General features: G+C 72.3%; 17 protein-coding genes. 5 read left to right on the forward strand and 12 right to left on the reverse strand.

What is annotated here, in order from left to right; translation table 11 throughout:
• Positions 1 to 3: 3 nt before the first annotated feature.
• Both ACEN8D_RS00165 and ACEN8D_RS00170 read right to left on the reverse strand, forming a co-directional pair.
• Positions 4 to 891 carry a MurR/RpiR family transcriptional regulator gene (locus ACEN8D_RS00165; RefSeq protein WP_413398856.1) on the reverse strand — a complete coding sequence of 296 codons (888 nt, stop codon included), beginning with the start codon at positions 889 to 891 and terminating at the stop codon, positions 4 to 6.
• Between the two features lie 135 nt (positions 892 to 1026).
• On the reverse strand, positions 1027 to 1680 hold the full coding sequence (locus tag ACEN8D_RS00170; RefSeq protein ID WP_413398857.1) for an NUDIX hydrolase: 654 nt from the start codon (positions 1678 to 1680) through the stop codon (positions 1027 to 1029).
• An 88-nt stretch (positions 1681 to 1768) separates the two neighbouring features.
• On the opposite strand from ACEN8D_RS00170, the gene ACEN8D_RS00175 reads away from it, so the two are divergent.
• Positions 1769 to 2713, forward strand: coding sequence for an ADP-ribosylglycohydrolase family protein (locus ACEN8D_RS00175; protein ID WP_413398858.1), 945 nt, complete (start codon positions 1769 to 1771; stop codon positions 2711 to 2713).
• A gap of 99 nt (positions 2714 to 2812) precedes the next feature.
• On the opposite strand, the gene ACEN8D_RS00180 is transcribed toward ACEN8D_RS00175, so the two are convergent.
• The 5 genes from ACEN8D_RS00180 to ACEN8D_RS00200 all read right to left on the reverse strand — a co-directional run bounded on the left by ACEN8D_RS00180 (position 2813) and on the right by ACEN8D_RS00200 (position 4763).
• Positions 2813 to 3181, reverse strand: coding sequence for a hypothetical protein (locus ACEN8D_RS00180; protein WP_413398593.1), 369 nt, complete (start codon positions 3179 to 3181; stop codon positions 2813 to 2815).
• A 100-nt stretch (positions 3182 to 3281) separates the two neighbouring features.
• A complete protein-coding gene (locus ACEN8D_RS00185; protein ID WP_413461373.1) occupies positions 3282 to 3758 on the reverse strand; it encodes a DUF4395 domain-containing protein in 477 nt (158 codons plus the stop codon).
• Positions 3755 to 4249, reverse strand: coding sequence for a thioredoxin family protein (locus tag ACEN8D_RS00190; RefSeq protein ID WP_413398589.1), 495 nt, complete (start codon positions 4247 to 4249; stop codon positions 3755 to 3757). Before ACEN8D_RS00190 ends, ACEN8D_RS00185 begins: the two co-directional genes overlap by 4 nt.
• A gap of 91 nt (positions 4250 to 4340) precedes the next feature.
• Positions 4341 to 4568 carry a hypothetical protein gene (locus ACEN8D_RS00195; RefSeq protein WP_413398587.1) on the reverse strand — a complete coding sequence of 76 codons (228 nt, stop codon included), beginning with the start codon at positions 4566 to 4568 and terminating at the stop codon, positions 4341 to 4343.
• Between the two features lie 9 nt (positions 4569 to 4577).
• Positions 4578 to 4763, reverse strand: a complete 186-nt coding sequence (locus tag ACEN8D_RS00200; RefSeq protein WP_413461375.1) for a TMEM175 family protein — start codon at positions 4761 to 4763, stop codon at positions 4578 to 4580.
• Positions 4764 to 4933: 170 nt separating this feature from the next.
• Here ACEN8D_RS00200 and ACEN8D_RS00205 point away from each other — a divergent pair, with 170 nt between their 5' ends.
• Positions 4934 to 5167, forward strand: coding sequence for a DUF1653 domain-containing protein (locus ACEN8D_RS00205; protein ID WP_413398585.1), 234 nt, complete (start codon positions 4934 to 4936; stop codon positions 5165 to 5167).
• Positions 5168 to 5200: 33 nt separating this feature from the next.
• Entirely contained in the window at positions 5201 to 8719 is a 3519-nt protein-coding gene (locus ACEN8D_RS00210; protein WP_413398583.1) for a TM0106 family RecB-like putative nuclease, read from the forward strand.
• 9 nt (positions 8720 to 8728) lie between these two features.
• Here ACEN8D_RS00210 and ACEN8D_RS00215 read toward each other — a convergent pair whose 3' ends face one another.
• From ACEN8D_RS00215 to ACEN8D_RS00230, 4 genes are all read right to left on the reverse strand, one after another.
• A complete protein-coding gene (locus ACEN8D_RS00215) occupies positions 8729 to 9157 on the reverse strand; it encodes an SseB family protein (RefSeq protein ID WP_309886758.1) in 429 nt (142 codons plus the stop codon).
• Positions 9158 to 9348: 191 nt separating this feature from the next.
• On the reverse strand, positions 9349 to 10017 hold the full coding sequence (locus tag ACEN8D_RS00220; RefSeq protein ID WP_413398581.1) for a GOLPH3/VPS74 family protein: 669 nt from the start codon (positions 10015 to 10017) through the stop codon (positions 9349 to 9351).
• Between the two features lie 92 nt (positions 10018 to 10109).
• Entirely contained in the window at positions 10110 to 10913 is an 804-nt protein-coding gene (locus ACEN8D_RS00225; RefSeq protein WP_413398580.1) for an SDR family oxidoreductase, read from the reverse strand.
• A 119-nt stretch (positions 10914 to 11032) separates the two neighbouring features.
• Entirely contained in the window at positions 11033 to 11797 is a 765-nt protein-coding gene (locus ACEN8D_RS00230; RefSeq protein ID WP_413398579.1) for an HNH endonuclease family protein, read from the reverse strand.
• Positions 11798 to 11937: 140 nt separating this feature from the next.
• On the opposite strand from ACEN8D_RS00230, the gene ACEN8D_RS00235 reads away from it, so the two are divergent.
• Complete coding sequence (locus ACEN8D_RS00235) at positions 11938 to 12483, forward strand: cysteine hydrolase family protein (RefSeq protein WP_413398577.1); 546 nt, start codon at positions 11938 to 11940, stop codon at positions 12481 to 12483.
• Positions 12484 to 12516: 33 nt separating this feature from the next.
• Positions 12517 to 13296 (forward strand): aldo/keto reductase, encoded by a 780-nt coding sequence (locus ACEN8D_RS00240; RefSeq protein WP_413398576.1) that lies wholly within the window; start codon positions 12517 to 12519, stop codon positions 13294 to 13296.
• Positions 13297 to 13308: 12 nt separating this feature from the next.
• Here ACEN8D_RS00240 and ACEN8D_RS00245 read toward each other — a convergent pair whose 3' ends face one another.
• Complete coding sequence (locus ACEN8D_RS00245; RefSeq protein WP_495601106.1) at positions 13309 to 16599, reverse strand: DEAD/DEAH box helicase; 3291 nt, start codon at positions 16597 to 16599, stop codon at positions 13309 to 13311.
• Positions 16600 to 16622 lie beyond the last annotated feature (23 nt).

A 16622-nucleotide genomic window follows, 5' to 3' on the forward strand; every position in this document is an offset into this window, starting at 1 on the left:
GATTCAGGAACGGTGGTGCGTGCGGACCGCGTGGCGGCTGCGTGCGAGGAGCGGGCGGGAGCGTTCGTCGGTGCGCTGGGCGACGACGATGAACAGGGCGTCGACGATGGCGAGCTGGCTCATCCGGCTGCCCATCGCGGCAGGACGGAGGTCGCTCTCGGCACCGGCGACGCCCAGCAGGACGTGGTCGGTGTGGTGGGTCAGCGGCGAAGTGGCGTGGCCGGTGATCGCGACGACGGCGGCGCCGCTCCCGCGCGCGACGGTGGCGACCTCGAGCGCCTCGACCGTGGTGCCGGAGTGGCTCGTGATGACGAGGACGTCCTTCGGGCCGAGGACGCTCGCGAGGGTCAGGGCGTTGTGCGGGTCGTCCGCGATCGAGCTCGCGATGCCGATGCGTTCGAGCTTGAGGTGGAGGTCGCGGGCGACGATGCCGCTCGCGCCCACGCCGTACAGGACGACCCGTCGGGCCTCGCTGATGCGGACCGCTGCGGCTTCGAGGGCGAACGGGTCGAGCGTGGCGCGGGTGTCGCTCATCACGGCGCGGACGTCCTCGGTGACCTTCGCGATCACGGTGGTGACGTCGTCGTCGACGCTGACGCCCGCGTGGATCTCGGTCTCGCGGCGCTCGTGGATGCCCCGCTCGACGGCCCGGGTCATGCTGCGCTGGAGTGCGGCGAAGTTCGCGAACCCGAGGTGCTGGGCGAAGCGGGAGACGGTCGCGGGGGACACCCCGGCGCGGTCGGCGAGCTCGGCGGCGCTCGTGGTGGCCGCGGTGCCGGGGTCGTCGAGGACGGCGTCGGCGATCGCGCGCATGCTCGTCGGCATCGCGCCGGACTGGGTCCGGACGAGGGCGAACGCGTCGGCGCGGTCGGTACGGTCAGCGATCGTCATGCGCTCCATGAAAGCGCATTGCACCGACACTCGCCAGTGCTGCAAGTTACTTTCGTGTTTCGTCGGCGCGTTCCGTGAGCAGAAAGTGTCGGGTCGGCGCCTCGGACCCGACCGTTTCTGCTCACCAAGGGGACCTCAGGCGCGCCGGTACCGGGTCGCCGGCTTGCCCGGGCCCGCGGCAGCGCGCGACCCCGTGTCGACGAGCAGCGGCAGCATCGCCCGGCGGAACGAGTCGGGCAGGAGCCGCTCGCCACGGACGGCCTCGTGCACGTGCCGCAGTTCCGACATCGTGAACGGCTCGGCCAGGAGGCCTCGCGGATCGGGTGCCGCAGCGTACGACGCCCGCAAGGAGGCCACCGCGAACGCCACGATGTCGTCGTGCCCGTGCACCATCCCCGTCGCGGTGTCGACCGGGACCAGCCGCGCCTGTGACGGATTCAGCGACGACGACAGCGCTGAGAAGGGCACCACGTCGAGGTGCGCCACCGACAGCACCCATCCCCGGTCGTCCCGCGCAGGGTCGTCGAACACGTGCAGCTGCGTCGGCGCCAGCCCCGTCACGCCGGCCTTGTCGGACAGTGACCGCAGGACCGCCGCCGCCAACCGCTCGCCCTCGTGCACGAACGTCCCCGGCAGCCGCCAGTCGCCGTCGGTCGCGTCGCACACCTGCAGGACGGACAGCGATCCCCCCACAGGCACGCTCAGGACCGCTGTGTCCACAGCGACGGACGGTCGCGGGTAGTCGACCAGGCGCTTGCCGGAAGGATCGCGGTACTCCGATGAACTCACGACAGCGAGTTTACGCACACTTGCGCAAACTGCGACGATCGTGCAGACTCGGATTTACGCAATTCCGCGCAAACCTGAGGAGACGGCCATGCTGACCACCGAACAGACCGACCGGGCGATCGGCGCCGTCATCGGCTCCGCCGCGGGCGACGCGCTCGGCGCCGGCTACGAGTTCCGCCCCGCCGTCCCCGAACCCACCCCGATCCGGATGGCCGGCGGCGGCTCGTTCGGCTGGGCTCCGGGGGAGTGGACGGACGACACGAGCATGGCCGTCCCGATCCTCCGCACGCTCGCGCGCGGCGGCGACCCGGCATCCGAGGAAGCGCTCGACGGCCTCGTCGCGGCCTGGGCAGCGTGGGCGGTCACCGCGCCCGACGTCGGCATCCAGACACGCAACGTCCTCACCGGCCTGGAGGCGCGGGTCGCCTCCCACGCACGCGCTGCGGCCCGGCAGGAACACGAGTACAAGGGGCAGTCGGCCGGCAACGGATCGCTCATGCGGACGGCACCGCTCGTGCTCGGGTACCTGACCGACGCGGCCGACGAGGAACTCCGGCTCGCCGAGGCCGCCCGGGCGATCAGCGACCTCACGCACTACGAGTCGGACGCCGGGGACGCGTGCGTGCTCTGGTGCGTGGCGATCCGGCACGCGGTGCTCACCGGCGAGCTCGACGTGCTGCGGGGCCTCGACCTGCTCGACCTCGAGAAGCGTCGGCTGTGGGTGGACCGGCTCGTCACGGCAGAGCACTCCGAGCCGGTCGACTTCACGGACTCGAACGGGTGGGTCGTGTCCGCGATGCAGGCCGCGTACTCGGCGGTCAAGCGGAGTTCGTCGCTCGAGGACGCCCTCGTCCGCGCGGTCCGGACCGGGAACGACACCGACACCGTGGCTGCGATCGCCGGCGGGCTCGCGGGTGCGCTGTACGGCGCGGCCGCGCTGCCGGCCGAGTGGCGCGAGCTCCTGCACGGGTGGCCGCGTCTCCGCGCGGACGACCTGGTCGCGCTGAGCGAGCAGGCGCTCGCGACGCACTGAGCCGACGCGCGCTCGAGTCGTGGCGGCGGAGGATGTCGTGGGGGGATCCTCCGCCGCCACCTGTGGGGCGGAGGCGAGCCGCGCCTCCAGTCCGTCCGTTCAGAGCGCGCTGCGCGCCTGCTCGACCGCCTCGATGAACCGGGGGATGCCCCACATCAGGAAGGTCGGCTCGATCCCGCTCCGCAGGGTGATCCGGACCTTCTTCCGCAGGCCGCTCGACACGTCGTCGAGTCGGGCGATCTCCTCGACGGGGATCCCGAAGTCGGAGCGGGCGAAGTTGAGCGGGTGGGCGTGGAACCAGATGACCTCGGGCGTGAGGGTGAGGCGTCCGCCGACCTCGATCCGGCGGCTCGGGCGGGAGCTGGTCGGGGGCGAGTAGCCGAGGATGATGTCGGCCGCGCCGGAGTTCTCGTTATCGGCGAGGTAGGTCGCGACCTTCTTGAGCAGTGGTGTGGTGTGGTCCCCCATGCGGTCAGCCTACGAGACGGGGCACGCGTGCCAGGAGGCGCGGGTCACCTCGACGACGCGACCTGCGTCGCGGGGGCGGGTCGCGCCTCCAGGCCCGCGGTCAGACCGCGGACCGCCGGCGGAAGACGCCTGCGCGGACCAGCCACACGTAGAGGAGGCAGCCGATGCAGACGTCGAAGACGGCGTTGAGGAACGCGGCGACGAGCGCGATCGCGGCACCGACGGGGGCCGCGAACGGGACGCCGACGAGCGCGAGCACGAGGGCGAGGGCCGTGATGACGAGGCCGACCTGCTGGGCGAAGGTCGGGGGTTCCGGGGCCTCGAGCTCGGCGGGCGGGCCGAGCCTCGGGCGGACGAGCCGGCGGAACAGCGCGCCGTAGGGGTGGCGACGGATGCCGGCGATGCCGCCGATGGCGAAGAACACGACGATGACGGCGAGCAGTGCGATGCCGATCGGCCCCGTCGCGGGGATCAGGGTGAGGACGATCGTCGCCGCGAGGAGGACGGTCGTGATGGCGGCGCCGAACCTCGGGGAACGGGGGTCGATGCCGCGGTCGGGGTCGTTCGTGGCGGTCATGGGGACTCGTCTCCGGGGGTCGTTGCTGGTGCTGCTGCTGTTGGTGCTGGCAGGACGGCGTCGAGGGCTGCGGTGAGCTCGGCGGGTCGTGGCGGGCCGCCGAACCGGGTGTGCACCGCGCGTCCTCGGTCGAGGAGCAGGACCGTGGGGGTCTGCATGACCGCGAAGCGTCCGGCGAGCTCGGGGCGTTCCGCGAGGTCGATCTCGAGACGGGTGACGCCGGGGTGCTCGGCGGCGACGGCGTCGAGCTGGCGACGGGTGGCCGGGCAGCGGGCACAGGTGGGCGTGGAGAACTGGACGAGGGTGGCCTCGGTGCCGAAGGCCTCGGCGGGGGCGAGGTCGGCGGTCGTCGGATCGGCGGTGGTGCTGGTGCGGGTGTCGTTCGTCCCCGTGGGGCGGGCCCGGCCGGTCCGCGCGCGCAGGAGCAGGCCGAGGGCCGTGGCGAGTGCGAGGACTCCCACGAGGACGGCGACTGCTGCGGCGACGGTCATGTCGTGACGGTACGTCCTCAGGTGCTCGGGAGCATCGACATGACCGCGTGTGACGGGCCGCGGCATCCGGGCGGCGTCCGGTTCGGTCGGGTCAGGTGCGGGGCTTCGGCAGCAGTCGGCCCAGCGTGCCCTGCAGGACCAGGAGGAGCACCCGGTACAGGCCGATCGACGGGAAGATCATCGAGAGGACGAGCGCGAGGGCGAGCAGCACGGCGGCGATCGGGCCCTTCCGCCAGTCGCCGAGCGGCGAGGACAGCAGCTCCGGGGAGCGGCGGAGCTCCCACTCGATCGCGGTCAGCGTGAGGCTCGTCACGACCATGCTGCCCAGCTAGAGGGCGTGTGCGACCCGGTCGCCCTCGACCTCGGTGTTGAGCAGGTTCGCGGCGAAGGGCAGGAACGCGATGCTCACGAGCCACACGAAGTTGAGCTGCATCACGCGGATGTTGTACGAGCGGACGTGCTCGAACACCTGGTGGTGCAGCGTCCAGAAGCGGGCGATGACCCAGAACGTGATGAAGAACTCGAGGAGCGCCGGCCAGGTCGACGAGCGGGAGGATCCTGATCGTGATCGTGATCGCGACGGTCGCGTCGGAGGTCCACGAGCCGGTCGAAGCCACGTTCGGTGCGTGCCGGCTCGGTCATGGAGCCGAGTCTAGGGACCGCGGCGGCCCTAGCATCGGGAGCATGGTCGACGACGTGACGCCTGGACGGTACCGGCACTTCAAGGGCGGCGAGTACGAGGTGGTGCTCGTGGCGCGGGACGTCGAGACCGAGGAGCCGGTGGTCGTGTACCAGGCGCTCTACGGGGAGCACGGGCACTGGGTGCGGGCGCTCGCGGACTTCACGGCGTGGGTGTCCCGGGACGGCTACGAGGGGCTGCGCTTCGTCCGGACGGACGGTGTCGGCGGGCGGGCCTAGGCTCGCAGGGCACCGAGGAGACGGGGGAGACGGATGCAGATCGGCGGCGACGGGCAGGTCCTGCTCAGCCCGAGCGACCTCTCGACGTGGGCGGCCTGCGAGTGGGCGTTCCTCCGGCGCATGGACGTCAAGCTCGGCCGGGGCGAACCGCTGCCCGAGTCGCACGACGACATGCTCGAGCGCACGGCACGCCTGGGGGACCAGCACGAGCTCGACTACCTCGCCATCCTGAAGGACACGCGGGACGTCGTCGAGTTCGACCGACCGGCGCCGGCCGAGTACCCGTCGGCAGCGGCGGCCGCGCTGGACGCGATGCGCACCGGTGCGGACGTCCTCTACCAACCGACCTTCTTCGCTCCGCCGACGGCAGGGGCGCCGGGCTTCATCGGCTTCGCGGACTTCATCATGCGGAACGACCGGGGCCAGTACGAGGTGTACGACACCAAGCTCGCCCGCCACGCCAAGATCAGCGCCCTGCTGCAGCTGGCCGCGTACGCCGAGCAGATGCAGGCGCACGGCATCCCCACCGGCGAGCAGGTCCACCTCGTGCTCGGCGACCGGACGACCACCACGCACGACCTCGCCGACATCGCACCGGTGTACCGGACGCAGCACGCTGAGCTGCAGCGGGTGATCGCCGAGCGGATGGCCGAGACCGAGCCGCTGCAGTGGGCTGACCCGCGGTACTCGTCGTGCGGCCGGTGCGACGTGTGCACGACACAGGTCGCCGAGCACCGTGACCTGGTCCTCGTCGCGGGCATGCGACTCGACCAGCGGACGAAGCTCATCCGGCAGGGGGTGCGGACGATCGACGAGCTGGCGGACCGGACCACGGCCGTGCCCGGTCTCCCGCGCGGGACGCAAGCGCGGCTGGTGCGTCAGGCGCGCCTCCAGGTCGACACCGAGCACGCGCGGACCGCAGCCGACGGTGCCCAGGCGACCGGACCGACCAAACCGCTATTCGAGGTGCTCGACGCCCGCGCGCTCGACGCGATCCCGACGCCGGACCCGGGCGACGTGTTCTTCGACTTCGAGGGGGACCCGCTCCACACCGAGGACGGCGTCCACTGGGGACTCGACTACCTGTTCGGGCTCGTCGACCCCGAGGCGCGCTTCACGGCGTTCTGGGCGCACACGATCCGCGACGAGCGCCAGGCGCTGCTGGACTTCCTCGCCTTCATCGAGGCGCGGCGGCAGCAGTACCCAGGGATGCACATCTACCACTACGCGGCGTACGAGCGGACGCACCTGCTGTCCCTCGCCGCCCGGCACGGCGTCGGGGAGGAAGCCGTCGACGACCTGCTCCGCGCCGGGGTCCTCGTCGACCTGTACCCGATCGTGCGCAAGGCGCTCGTGGTCGGCAGCCGCAGCTACTCCATCAAGAAGCTCGAGCCGCTGTACATGGGGGACGATCTCCGCGAGAGCGACGTCACGAACGCGGCGGACAGCATCACGGCGTACGTCGACGCGGTCGAGGAGCTCCGGAACGGCGACGCCACCGCCGGGCAGCACATGCTCGACGAGGTCGCCGACTACAACGCCTACGACTGCCGGTCGACCCTCCGTCTGCGCGACTGGCTCCTGTCGCTCCGAGCGACAGCGCGCGCGACCTCGTCCGCGCCCGTCGCTGCCGAACCGGACGAGCTCCTCCCGCCGATCCCGGTCGACCGCGAACCGAACCCCGTGCACACGGCGCTCGCCGCACAGCTCGACGGGGTCGATGCCCTCGACCGGACGCCCGACCAGACGGCGTTGGCGCTCGCCGCAGCCGCGATCGACTACCACCGGCGCGAAGCGAAGACGTTCTGGCAGGACCACTTCGACCGCCTGCGGAACCCGGTGGACGAGTGGGCGGACACCCGCGACGTGCTGGTCGTCGAGCGGGCGTCGGTCGAGCGCGACTGGGACACGCTGCCGCGTGCCCGGTCGCAGTCCCGAGAGATCCGGTTGTCGGGGACGCTCGCGCCCGGTTCGCGGCTCCGTCCAGGAGGCACGCCCCACCTCGTCTACGACGACCCGCTCCCGCCGTCGATCGCCGCTCCGGCCCCGGGTTCGAAGGGCGCGTCGGCTCGCGCCGTCGTGCTGGACGCGTTCGCGGAGGGTGACGGCTTCGAGGTGATCGTGAAGGAGAGCCTGCCGGTCGGCGGCTCGCCGCACGAGGACTTCCCGGTCGCCCTCGCGCCGGCAGCACCACCGCGGGCGAAGCCCCAGCCCGAGGCGATCGCGGAGTGGGGACAAGCGGTCCTCGACGCCCTGCCCGCGATGCTGCCCGATCCGGCGCTCGACCTGCTCCGCCGGGTCCCGCCGCGGGGGCCGATCGTGCCCGTGCAGGGGGACGACACGGTGTCGGCCGTGGTCGCGACGCTGCTCGGCCTCGACCGGTCGTACTTGGCGATCCAAGGCCCTCCGGGAACGGGCAAGACGTACGTCGGGTCGAACGTCGTCGCGCGGCTGGTGCGTGAGTACGGCTGGCGCGTCGGGGTCGTCGGGCAGTCGCACGCGACCTCGGAGAACTTCCTGTCGTCGGTCGTGCAGGCCGGGGTGCCCGCCGACCGCGTGGTGAAGGTGCCCCGGGCGGGAGCGGACCCGGACGACGTCGAGTCGGCACCGTGGACGCCCGTGAAGAACAACGCCGCCGTGGCTGCGTTCCTGTCGTCCTGCGCCGAGACCGGCAGGGGCGGGGTCGTCGGCGGGACCGCGTGGACATTCGCGAACGAGGGCACGATCCCGCGCCGCTCCCTCGACCTGCTCGTGGTGGACGAGGCCGGGCAGTTCTCCCTCGCGCCGACGATCGCGTCCTCGATCGCGGCAGCGCGCCTGCTCCTCCTCGGGGACCCGCAGCAGCTGCCGCAGGTGTCGCAGGGGTCCCACCCGGAGCCCGTCGACGAGTCGGCCCTCGGCTGGCTCGCCGACGGCCAGCACGTGCTGCCGGACGCGTTCGGGTACTTCCTGGCGCGGACCCGGCGGATGGAGCCGGCACTCACGGCGTCGGTGTCGGCGCTGTCCTACGACGGGCAGCTCGCGTCGATGGTGTCCGGGCGACACCTCGACGGCATCGACGCGGGCGTCCACCCGGAGCCGATCGTGCACGCGGGCAACACCACGTCCTCGGTGGAGGAAGCGGCTCGGGTCGTCGCCCTCGCGCGGGACGTCGTCGGTCGACGATGGGTGGACGGTGACACCGAACGCGTGCTCACGGACGAGGACGTGATCGTCGTCGCGCCGTACAACGCCCAGGGTGCGGTGATCCGTGACGCCCTCGACCGCGCAGGACTGCGGGGGACGCAGGTCGGCACGGTGGACCTGTTCCAGGGGCGCGAGGCCGTCGTGTCGATCGTGTCGCTCGCGGGGTCGAGCGCCGCCGACATCCCGCGCGGGCTCGACTTCCTGCTCATGCCGAACCGGTTGAACGTGGCGCTGTCACGGGCGAAGTGGGCGGCGTACCTCGTGTACTCGCCGGCGCTGGCGACGGGCTTGCCGCCCTCGATCGCCGGGCTGTCGCTGCTGTCCCGGTTCATCGAGCTCGTCGAGCCCGGTCCGAGCGGCCGCTAGGCGACGGGGTCAGCCCTGGTCGGGGTCCTCGTCGAGGTGGACACCGCTCTGCATCTGCGCGCGCATCGTCGCGAGGACGTCGGCGTGTAGGAAGTTCGCCTCGGCGGCACTCGTCGGGTCGACCACGATGCCGAATTCCTCCGGCAGCGCCGTCACGAGCTCGGACATCGACACCGGACGGCCCTCGGTCTCGGGCAGGCCAGCGGCGAGTTCGGCGGGGTCGGTGAACACGGGGACGAACGGCTTCTCGCGGATGACCACGTGCGCGACGCTTCCGCCGTCCGGAGCGTCCGCGGGTCGCCACGGCACCCACGCGGCGCTGCGGAGGAAGCCGGCCGGCGAGGTCGCCATGCGCCGCCGGAGTTCGGCGGCGGCGGTCGGTGGGGTCTTGTCGACGCCGCGGCCGAAGGCGGATCCGGTCTGGTCGTTGGTGCTCATGCGGTTCCCTCCCGGGGGTCATCGACCATGCTGTCACGGTCGACGGGGTCGTCACGACGTCGCAGCACGGCGACCGTGGACCGCGCCCACTGGTTGCCGTTCTGGTTCGGAGGAGCCGGGGATCGCGAACCGGAACGGTCACGGGCCCGGAATGAAATGTGCTCGCGCGGCGCCGACGCCGGCGGTCGGGCTCAGCTCGAGGAGATCGTCGCCGTCGTCGCCGCGGTGCTCGCTGCCACCGTCGCCATGATCGCCGCGGTCTGGATGTCCTCGAGCACGGCCTTGACCGCGGGGCTGGCCCAGCCGCCCGAGGTGACCTGCTTCACGAGCGCCCGGTCGACCTTGCCGAACTGCTTGCGGAGCGTGCTGGTCGCGTCGAGCAGGCCGATGACGGCGGCGGCGAACGGCGTGGGTTCGGCACGCCCGGCGAGGACGTCGCCGATGCCGGCGCGGAGGAGCGCCTCGGGGCCACCGTCGCGCTCCGGGTACTTCGTCGTGGGGAAGATGCCGAGCGTCTTGCCCTGTTCGAGCGTGATGAGGCCACGTGCGATGAGCCCGGCGAACACGTCGTCGCGCAGCGGTCGCTTGCCGATGCGGGTGATCCACCACTTCGCCTTGCGGGGCTTGTCGGCGGCCGCGATGGTGCCGACGACGCCGTCGAGGACCGCGTCGCCGGTGGCCGCACCGTTCACGACGGTGACGAAGCCGTCCTGCAGCGAGACGACGCCGCGCAGGGCGAGGTCCGCGAGGACGGCACCGGCGAGCCCGGCGTCGAGGGTCTGCACGTCCGTGGACTTCCGCCCGTCGGACTCGATCTGGAGGAGCGCGAACGCCTGCGGGACCGTGAGTTGCTCAGCCATGTCCGCAGCCTGCCACGCGGGGCGGGGGTACGCCGCGCCTCCAGGCCGATGCCCAGCGCACGCCGAGGTGGCCGCGCGCCGGGCTGCGTGACTCAGTACGCGGCGGACTGCCCGCCGTCGATCGGGACGACCGTGGCGTTGACGTACGAGGCGTCGTCGGACAGCAGGAAGGCGACGACGGCGGCGATCTCGGGCGCCTCGCCGTAGCGCTTGGAGGGGTTGACCTGGATGAACTCCTCGGCGGCCTTGCGGGGGTTCTCCGGGTCGAGCTGCTTCATCGAGTTCTCGACCATCGGCGTCCAGATGGCGCCGGGGGCGATGGCGTTGATGCGGATGCCGTAGCGGCCGTACTCGACGGCCGAGTTGCGGGTGAGGCCGACGACACCGTGCTTGGCGGCGGCGTAGCCGGACTGGTTGCCGATGCCGCGGATGCCGCCGACGCTCGCCGTGTTGACGACCATGCCGGAGCCCTGCTCGCGCATGATCTTCAGGACCTTCTCGAGGCCGAGGAACACGCCGCGCAGGTTGATCGAGACGACCTTGTCGAACTCGGCGGCGGTGAACGACTCGGTCGGGTTCTGCTTGCCCTCGATGCCGGCGTTGTTGAAGAAGCCGTCGATGCGGCCGAAGCGCTCGGTGGTGGCGGTGACGTAGGCCTCGACCTGGGCCTCGTCCGAGACGTCGGCGACGGTGGTGAGGACCTCGGCGCCGGGGGCGGTCTCGAGCACGGCGGCCTTCGAGGCCTCGAGTCCCTCGGAGGAGACGTCGACGAGGGAGAGCTTCGCGCCCTCGGCGGCGAGACGGACGGCGGTCGCACGGCCGAGGCCGGAGCCGCCGCCGGTGATGAGCACGACACGGTCGGTGAAGCGGGTCGTGGGGGAGCTGGTTGCGGTCATGGGAGGCCTCCTGAGGTCTTCGACGGTGAAGGGCTCGGGGTCCGCGGTGGAGCAGCGAGTCCGAACGATGCATTCGCATCGACGGGAGATAGGCTACACCTGTTGTCTTGCGGCCGCGCTCAGCAGGTCCGCAGGATCCGCACCATCGCGTCGTGCTCGGCGGGGGCCACCCACAGGCGGTACTTCGTCTTCACCGCCACTTGGTGTTCGATGTACGTGCACCGGAACGACTTGTCCGCCGGCAGCCAGGTCGCGGCGTCGCCGGAGCGCTTCTGCGCGTTCGAGTGCTGGTCCACCGCGAACAGGTTCGCCGGATCGTTGGCGAGCGACTCCCGCTCCCGCTGCGAGAGCTGCTGGGCCCCGGTCCGCCAGGCGTTCTCGAGCGCGACGACGTGGTCGATCTGCACGAGGGTGGAGGTCGTCTCGCCGCGCACGAAGTCGATCGTCGCCCCGGTGTACGGCGACACGAGCGTCCCGGTGAGCACCCGGCAGGGGCCCTGGCGGGTGATCGCCGAGAGGTCGCGCGCCAGCACGTCGTTCCGCGTGTCGCAGCCGTTCCGGTCGACGTCGAGCCACGCGGTGCCGAAGTCACCGACCCGGTCGTACCCGGTGGCGGGGGCCTTGCCCTTGACCGGCAGGGCGGCGAGTTCCGCCCGTGCGGCATCGGCGTCGGCTCGGGAGGCGCGGGTCGTCCCCGGCGCGCCCGGTTCCGTCTCGATGATGGGGGCGTCGGTCCCCGTCGGCACGGCGGTCGACGCCGGTGCGGCTTCGGCGTCGGGCGCGATGATGCCCGCGGTGTGCAGGGCGTACCCGCCGACGGCGAGCGCGAGGACGACGAGGACGGACGTGAGGCTGGTGCGGGTGCGGCGTCGGCGGGACGTCATGCGAGGGTGGAGCTCCTGGTGGTGCGGCGAGCGGTGGTGCGGTGGTGCAGTGCACCGACGATGATGCCGGACACGTCGGACATCGCCCCGGACCCCGGCGGAGGGTCGGCCGCCCGGCCCGCCGGAGTAGCGTCCACGAGGTGGGCACCGCACTCCTCGTCATGGACTACCAGAACAGCATCGTCGAACGACTCGGCACGGACGAGGCCCTGGCTGCGGCGACGGCAGCGGTCTCGGCCGCCCGGGAGCGCGGCATCCCCGTGGTCTTCGTCCGCGTGGCGTTCCGGCCGGGCGCACCCGAGGCCGCGCGCACGAACAAGATGTTCGGCGGGATGCGGGAGCGCATCGGGTCCCAGACCCCGGGATCGACCGACGTGCACAGCGCGTTCGGGGTCGGGGACGACGACCTCGTCGTGACGAAGCTCCGCGTCAGTGCCTTCGCCGGGTCGGACCTCGAGGTGCTGCTCCGCGGCCTCGAGGTCCGCGACCTCGTGCTCGCCGGGATCGCCACGAGCGGCGTCGTCCTCTCGACGCTGCGCCAGGCGGCCGACCTCGACTTCGGGCTGACGGTCCTCTCGGACGCGTGTGCCGACGGCGACGCGGAGGTCCACCGCGTCCTCACCGAGAAGGTCTTCCCGCGACAGGCCGACGTCGTCACCGTCGCCGAGTGGACCGCCTCGCTCTGAACCGTTCCGCGGGCACGGCGTAGACACGGGTGCATGACCGATTACGCGAACCCGTCCGTGTCCGTCACCGGTGGGTCGATGCCGCTCCTCGGCTTCGGCACCTGGCAGATCCCCGACGCCGAGGCGCCCGCCGCCGTCGGCGAAGCACTGGCGGCCGGGTACCGCCACATCGACACCGCCACCGGGTACCGCAACCAGCGCGGCGTCGGGAAGGCCGTCGCCGAGTCCGGACTCGCCCGCGACGACGTCTTCGTGACGACCAAGCTGCCGCCGGACAACGCCGACCGCGTGCGGGAGACCATCGAGGAGAGCCTCGACCAGCTCGGTCTCGACCACCTCGACCTCTGGCTCGTGCACTGGCCGCCGAACGGCGAGGCACGCCCGGACGTGTGGGAGCAGGTCGTCCAGGCGCAGTCGGACGGCCTCACCCGCGCGGTCGGGGTGAGCAACTACTCCCTCGCGCAGATCGACGAGCTCGTCAGCGCCACCGGGGTCACCCCGGCCGTGAACCAGATCAAGTGGAGCCCCGTCGAGTTCGACCGCGCCGTGGCCGACGGGCTCGCGTCCCGCGGGGTCGTCCTCGAGGGCTACAGCCCCTTCAAGGCGAGCAACCTGCAGGACCCGACGCTCGTCGACATCGCGGCCGCACACGATGCGGACAGCGCGCAGATCCTCGTCGCCTGGCACGTCGCGCACGGGTTCGTCGTCATCCCGAAGTCGTCGAACCCCGAGCGCATCCGGTCGAACGCCGCCGGTGCCCGGATCGAGCTGTCCGCCGACGAGGTCGCCGCGATCGACGCCCTCGCCCGCTGACCCTCGGCCGCGTCAGGCCAGCAGGGAGCGGATGTCGTCGGCCGTGAGGTCCTCGGCGAAGAGGGCGTCGTCGTCGATCATCGTCGCGAACAGCTCGGCCTTCTTCGCCGCGAGCGCGAGGACCTTCTCCTCGATGGTGTCCTCGGCGATGAACCGCTGCACGTTCACCGACCGGGTCTGGCCGATGCGGTGCGTCCGGTCGACCGCCTGGTTCTCGGCGGCCGGGTTCCACCACGGGTCGAGCACGAACACGGTGTCCGCCTCGGTCAGGGTCAGCCCGAAGCCACCGGCCTTGAGCGAGATGAGGAACGCCGGGGCGGTGCCGTTCCGGAAGCGGTCGATGACCTCGGGGCGGCGCCTCGTCGAGCCGTCGAGGTACTCGTAGCCGACCCCCCGGTCGTCGAGGGCGGTGGCCACCATGCGGAGGAACGACGTGAACTGGCTGAACACCAGGGCGCGGCGCCCCTCGGCGGCGAGCTGTTCGAGTTCGTCGAGCAGCAGGTCGAGCTTCGCGGAGGACAGGTCCTCTCGCGAACCGTCGACCAGCGCCGGCGACAGCGCGAGCATCCGCAGCAGGGTCAGCGACCGGAACACGATCATCCGGTTCTTCGCGAGGTCGTCGATGAGGTCGAGGACCTTCAGGCGCTCCCGGTTCAACGTCGTCTCGTACAGGGTCCGGTGCGCGGGGTCGAGCGTCACCCGGACGACCTGCTCCTGCTTCGGCGGCAGGTCGGCGGCGACGCTCTCCTTCGTCCGGCGGAGCATGAGCGGCCGGATCCGCCGTCGGAGCCGCGCGGTGAGCTCCTGGCGGGCGGCCCCACGGAGGTCCGGCGAACCGAGCGGCTTCACGTAGTCGTCCCCGAACCGCGACCACGACGACAGCAGCCCGGGCGCGACGATGTGGAACAGCGCCCAGAGGTCCGTCAGCCCGTTCTCGAGCGGCGTCCCCGTGATCGCGAACTTCACCGGCGCGCGGAGGTCCACCGCCACCCGGTGCGTCTGCGACTGCGGGTTCTTCACGAACTGCGCCTCGTCGAGGACGAGGGCCGCCCACGGGAGGTCGGTGTACGCCTGCGCGTCGAGCCGGAGCAGCGCGTACGACGTCACGACGATGTCCGACGCGGCAGCAGCGCGTGCGACGAGCCCGGGGTCCTTCAGCGTCGTCGCGCCGACCGTGGTGACGCTCAGCGACGGCGTGAACCGGGTCGCCTCCGCCGCCCAGTTGCCGACGACCGAGGTCGGCGCGACGACGAGGAACGGCGGCGCGTCCGGCGAGGACTCGCGCGCGGCGGCGATCGTCGTGAGGACCTGCAGCGTCTTGCCGAGACCCATGTCGTCCGCGAGCACCCCGCCGACCCCGTGCGACAGCAGGAACGACAGCCAGGCGTACCCGGTGTGCTGGTACGGCCGGAGCTCGGCGTGCACCGAGTCCGGCACGGACACCGACTCCGGCGGCGTCGCGCCGAGCAGCCCCGCCGCGATCGCCTCCCACCGCTCGTCGTGCGAGGTCTCGTCGGCCAGCTGGTCGAACTCGGACCACAGCCCGGCCTGCAGCGGCGTGACGGTCATCGGCTGGTCGGGCTCCCACTCGTCGAGGTCGCGCGCCTCGTCGATGAGCTCCTTCAGCCGGTCGAACGCGGGGTCGGACAACGACAGGTACGAGTTGTCGATGAGCTTCATCCGCCGGTCCCGCTTCGCGAGCGCCCGGAGCAGCGGCGTGAACGGCACCTGCTTGCCGTTCACCGACACGAAGATGCCGAGGTCGAACCAGTCGTGCTTGTCCGACGGCATGGTCGTCACGCGGATGTGCGGCCGACCGGTCAGCCGTTCGTAGTCGACGCGTTCGCCCTGCACGACGGTGCGGACGCCGAGCGCCGGCAGCGCCGGCAGCAGCTCGTTCGCGAACACCGCGACGTCGGCGCCGTCGATCGTGCCGTCCTCGAACCACGCGAGTGCGCCGCCGGGTCCGGTCGGGCCGCCCGTGTCGTCGGCCGCGCGCAGCCCGGCGAGGTCCGGGAGGGGTCCGTGCAGCGCGACGGGGTCCTTCCGCCCGTCGACGTGCCAGCGCCACTGCAGGTGGACGCGGTCGTCCGTCCGGGGCGCCCGGGCCGGTTCGAACGTCGTCGTCAGCACGAGTTCGGGCGGCGTGCGCTCGGGCAGCTCGACGGAGCCGTCCGCGCTGACGAGGCCGAGCGCGCCACGGAGCCGTGGGGACCAGTCGGCGAGGAACTCGGCGACCTCGGGCTCCGGAACCGCGATCCGGGCACCGTCGACGAGCATGCGCCGCTGGTCCTCCGGCACGGAGGTGACCGTCGGGGCGAACGCGACGTGGAACTCGGGGCTCTCGCGGAAGACGTAGACGCCGTGGTCGCCGATCATCCGGGCCGTGCCCGGAGCCGCCGGTCGGCCGTCGAGGACCGCGCTCGCACCGATCACGAGTCCGCCGTCCTGCCGGGCGACGTCGAGGAGGACCCGAGCCTCGGCACCGAGGACGGCACCGCCCTCGCGCTTGCCGGTGACGAACGCGATGCCGAGGGCCGGTGCCTGCGCGAGGAGCGGCCAGAGCAGCGGACTGCCGAAGTCGTCGAGGTGGATCCAGTCGGCCTCGCCCGGGAGCCCGGCGAGCTGCCCGGCGCGGTGGAGCGCGGCGAACTGGACGAACCAGGCGTGCTGCCCGGGGGAGAGGCCGAGCCGGTTCATCGAGTAGGGGAGCGTGCCCCACGTCAGCTGCCCCCGCACCCAGTTGCCGGCGTCGCTGCGGGTCACCGGGCGGACGCCGAGCCGCACCGACCGCGAGGCCGTCGGCAGCGCGCGCCCGGCGGCTCGCGCACGCGAGGCGAGCCGGGCGGAGACCGCGTCACGCAACTCGAACTGCAGTCCCATGGGGGTGCCCTGCGGCTCGGCCACCTGCGCGTCGTCGCCGGCGAGGCGGGCGAGGTCGTGCCTCCAGTCCGAGGGCGGCGGAGCCGGCTGTTCCGGCTTCGGGCCGGCGGCTGCGGCGAGTGCGCGGGCGTTGACGGTGAGCAGGGCGGCGGCGACGTGCTTGCAGTCGCCGCCCAACGGGCAGGTGCAGGTGCTGCGGACCGGACGGACGAACTCGCCGCGGGCCGGGGTGGTCTCGATGCGGAGTTCGTACGGGTCGTCGGCGGAGCCGGACACCGAGGCGGTGACGGTGCCGTCGTCGTCGTGCCAGACGACGTCGTCGACCAGGCCCGCCCGGACGAGGTCCCGCGCGCGGCCGAACGCCTGCGGCCCGACGAAACGGATGACGTCGACGGCGTCGATCATCGGGGCGGCTGGCACGGGTCAATCGTGCCAGGTGCCAC

The organism is Curtobacterium sp. Curtsp22 (assembly GCF_059492135.1).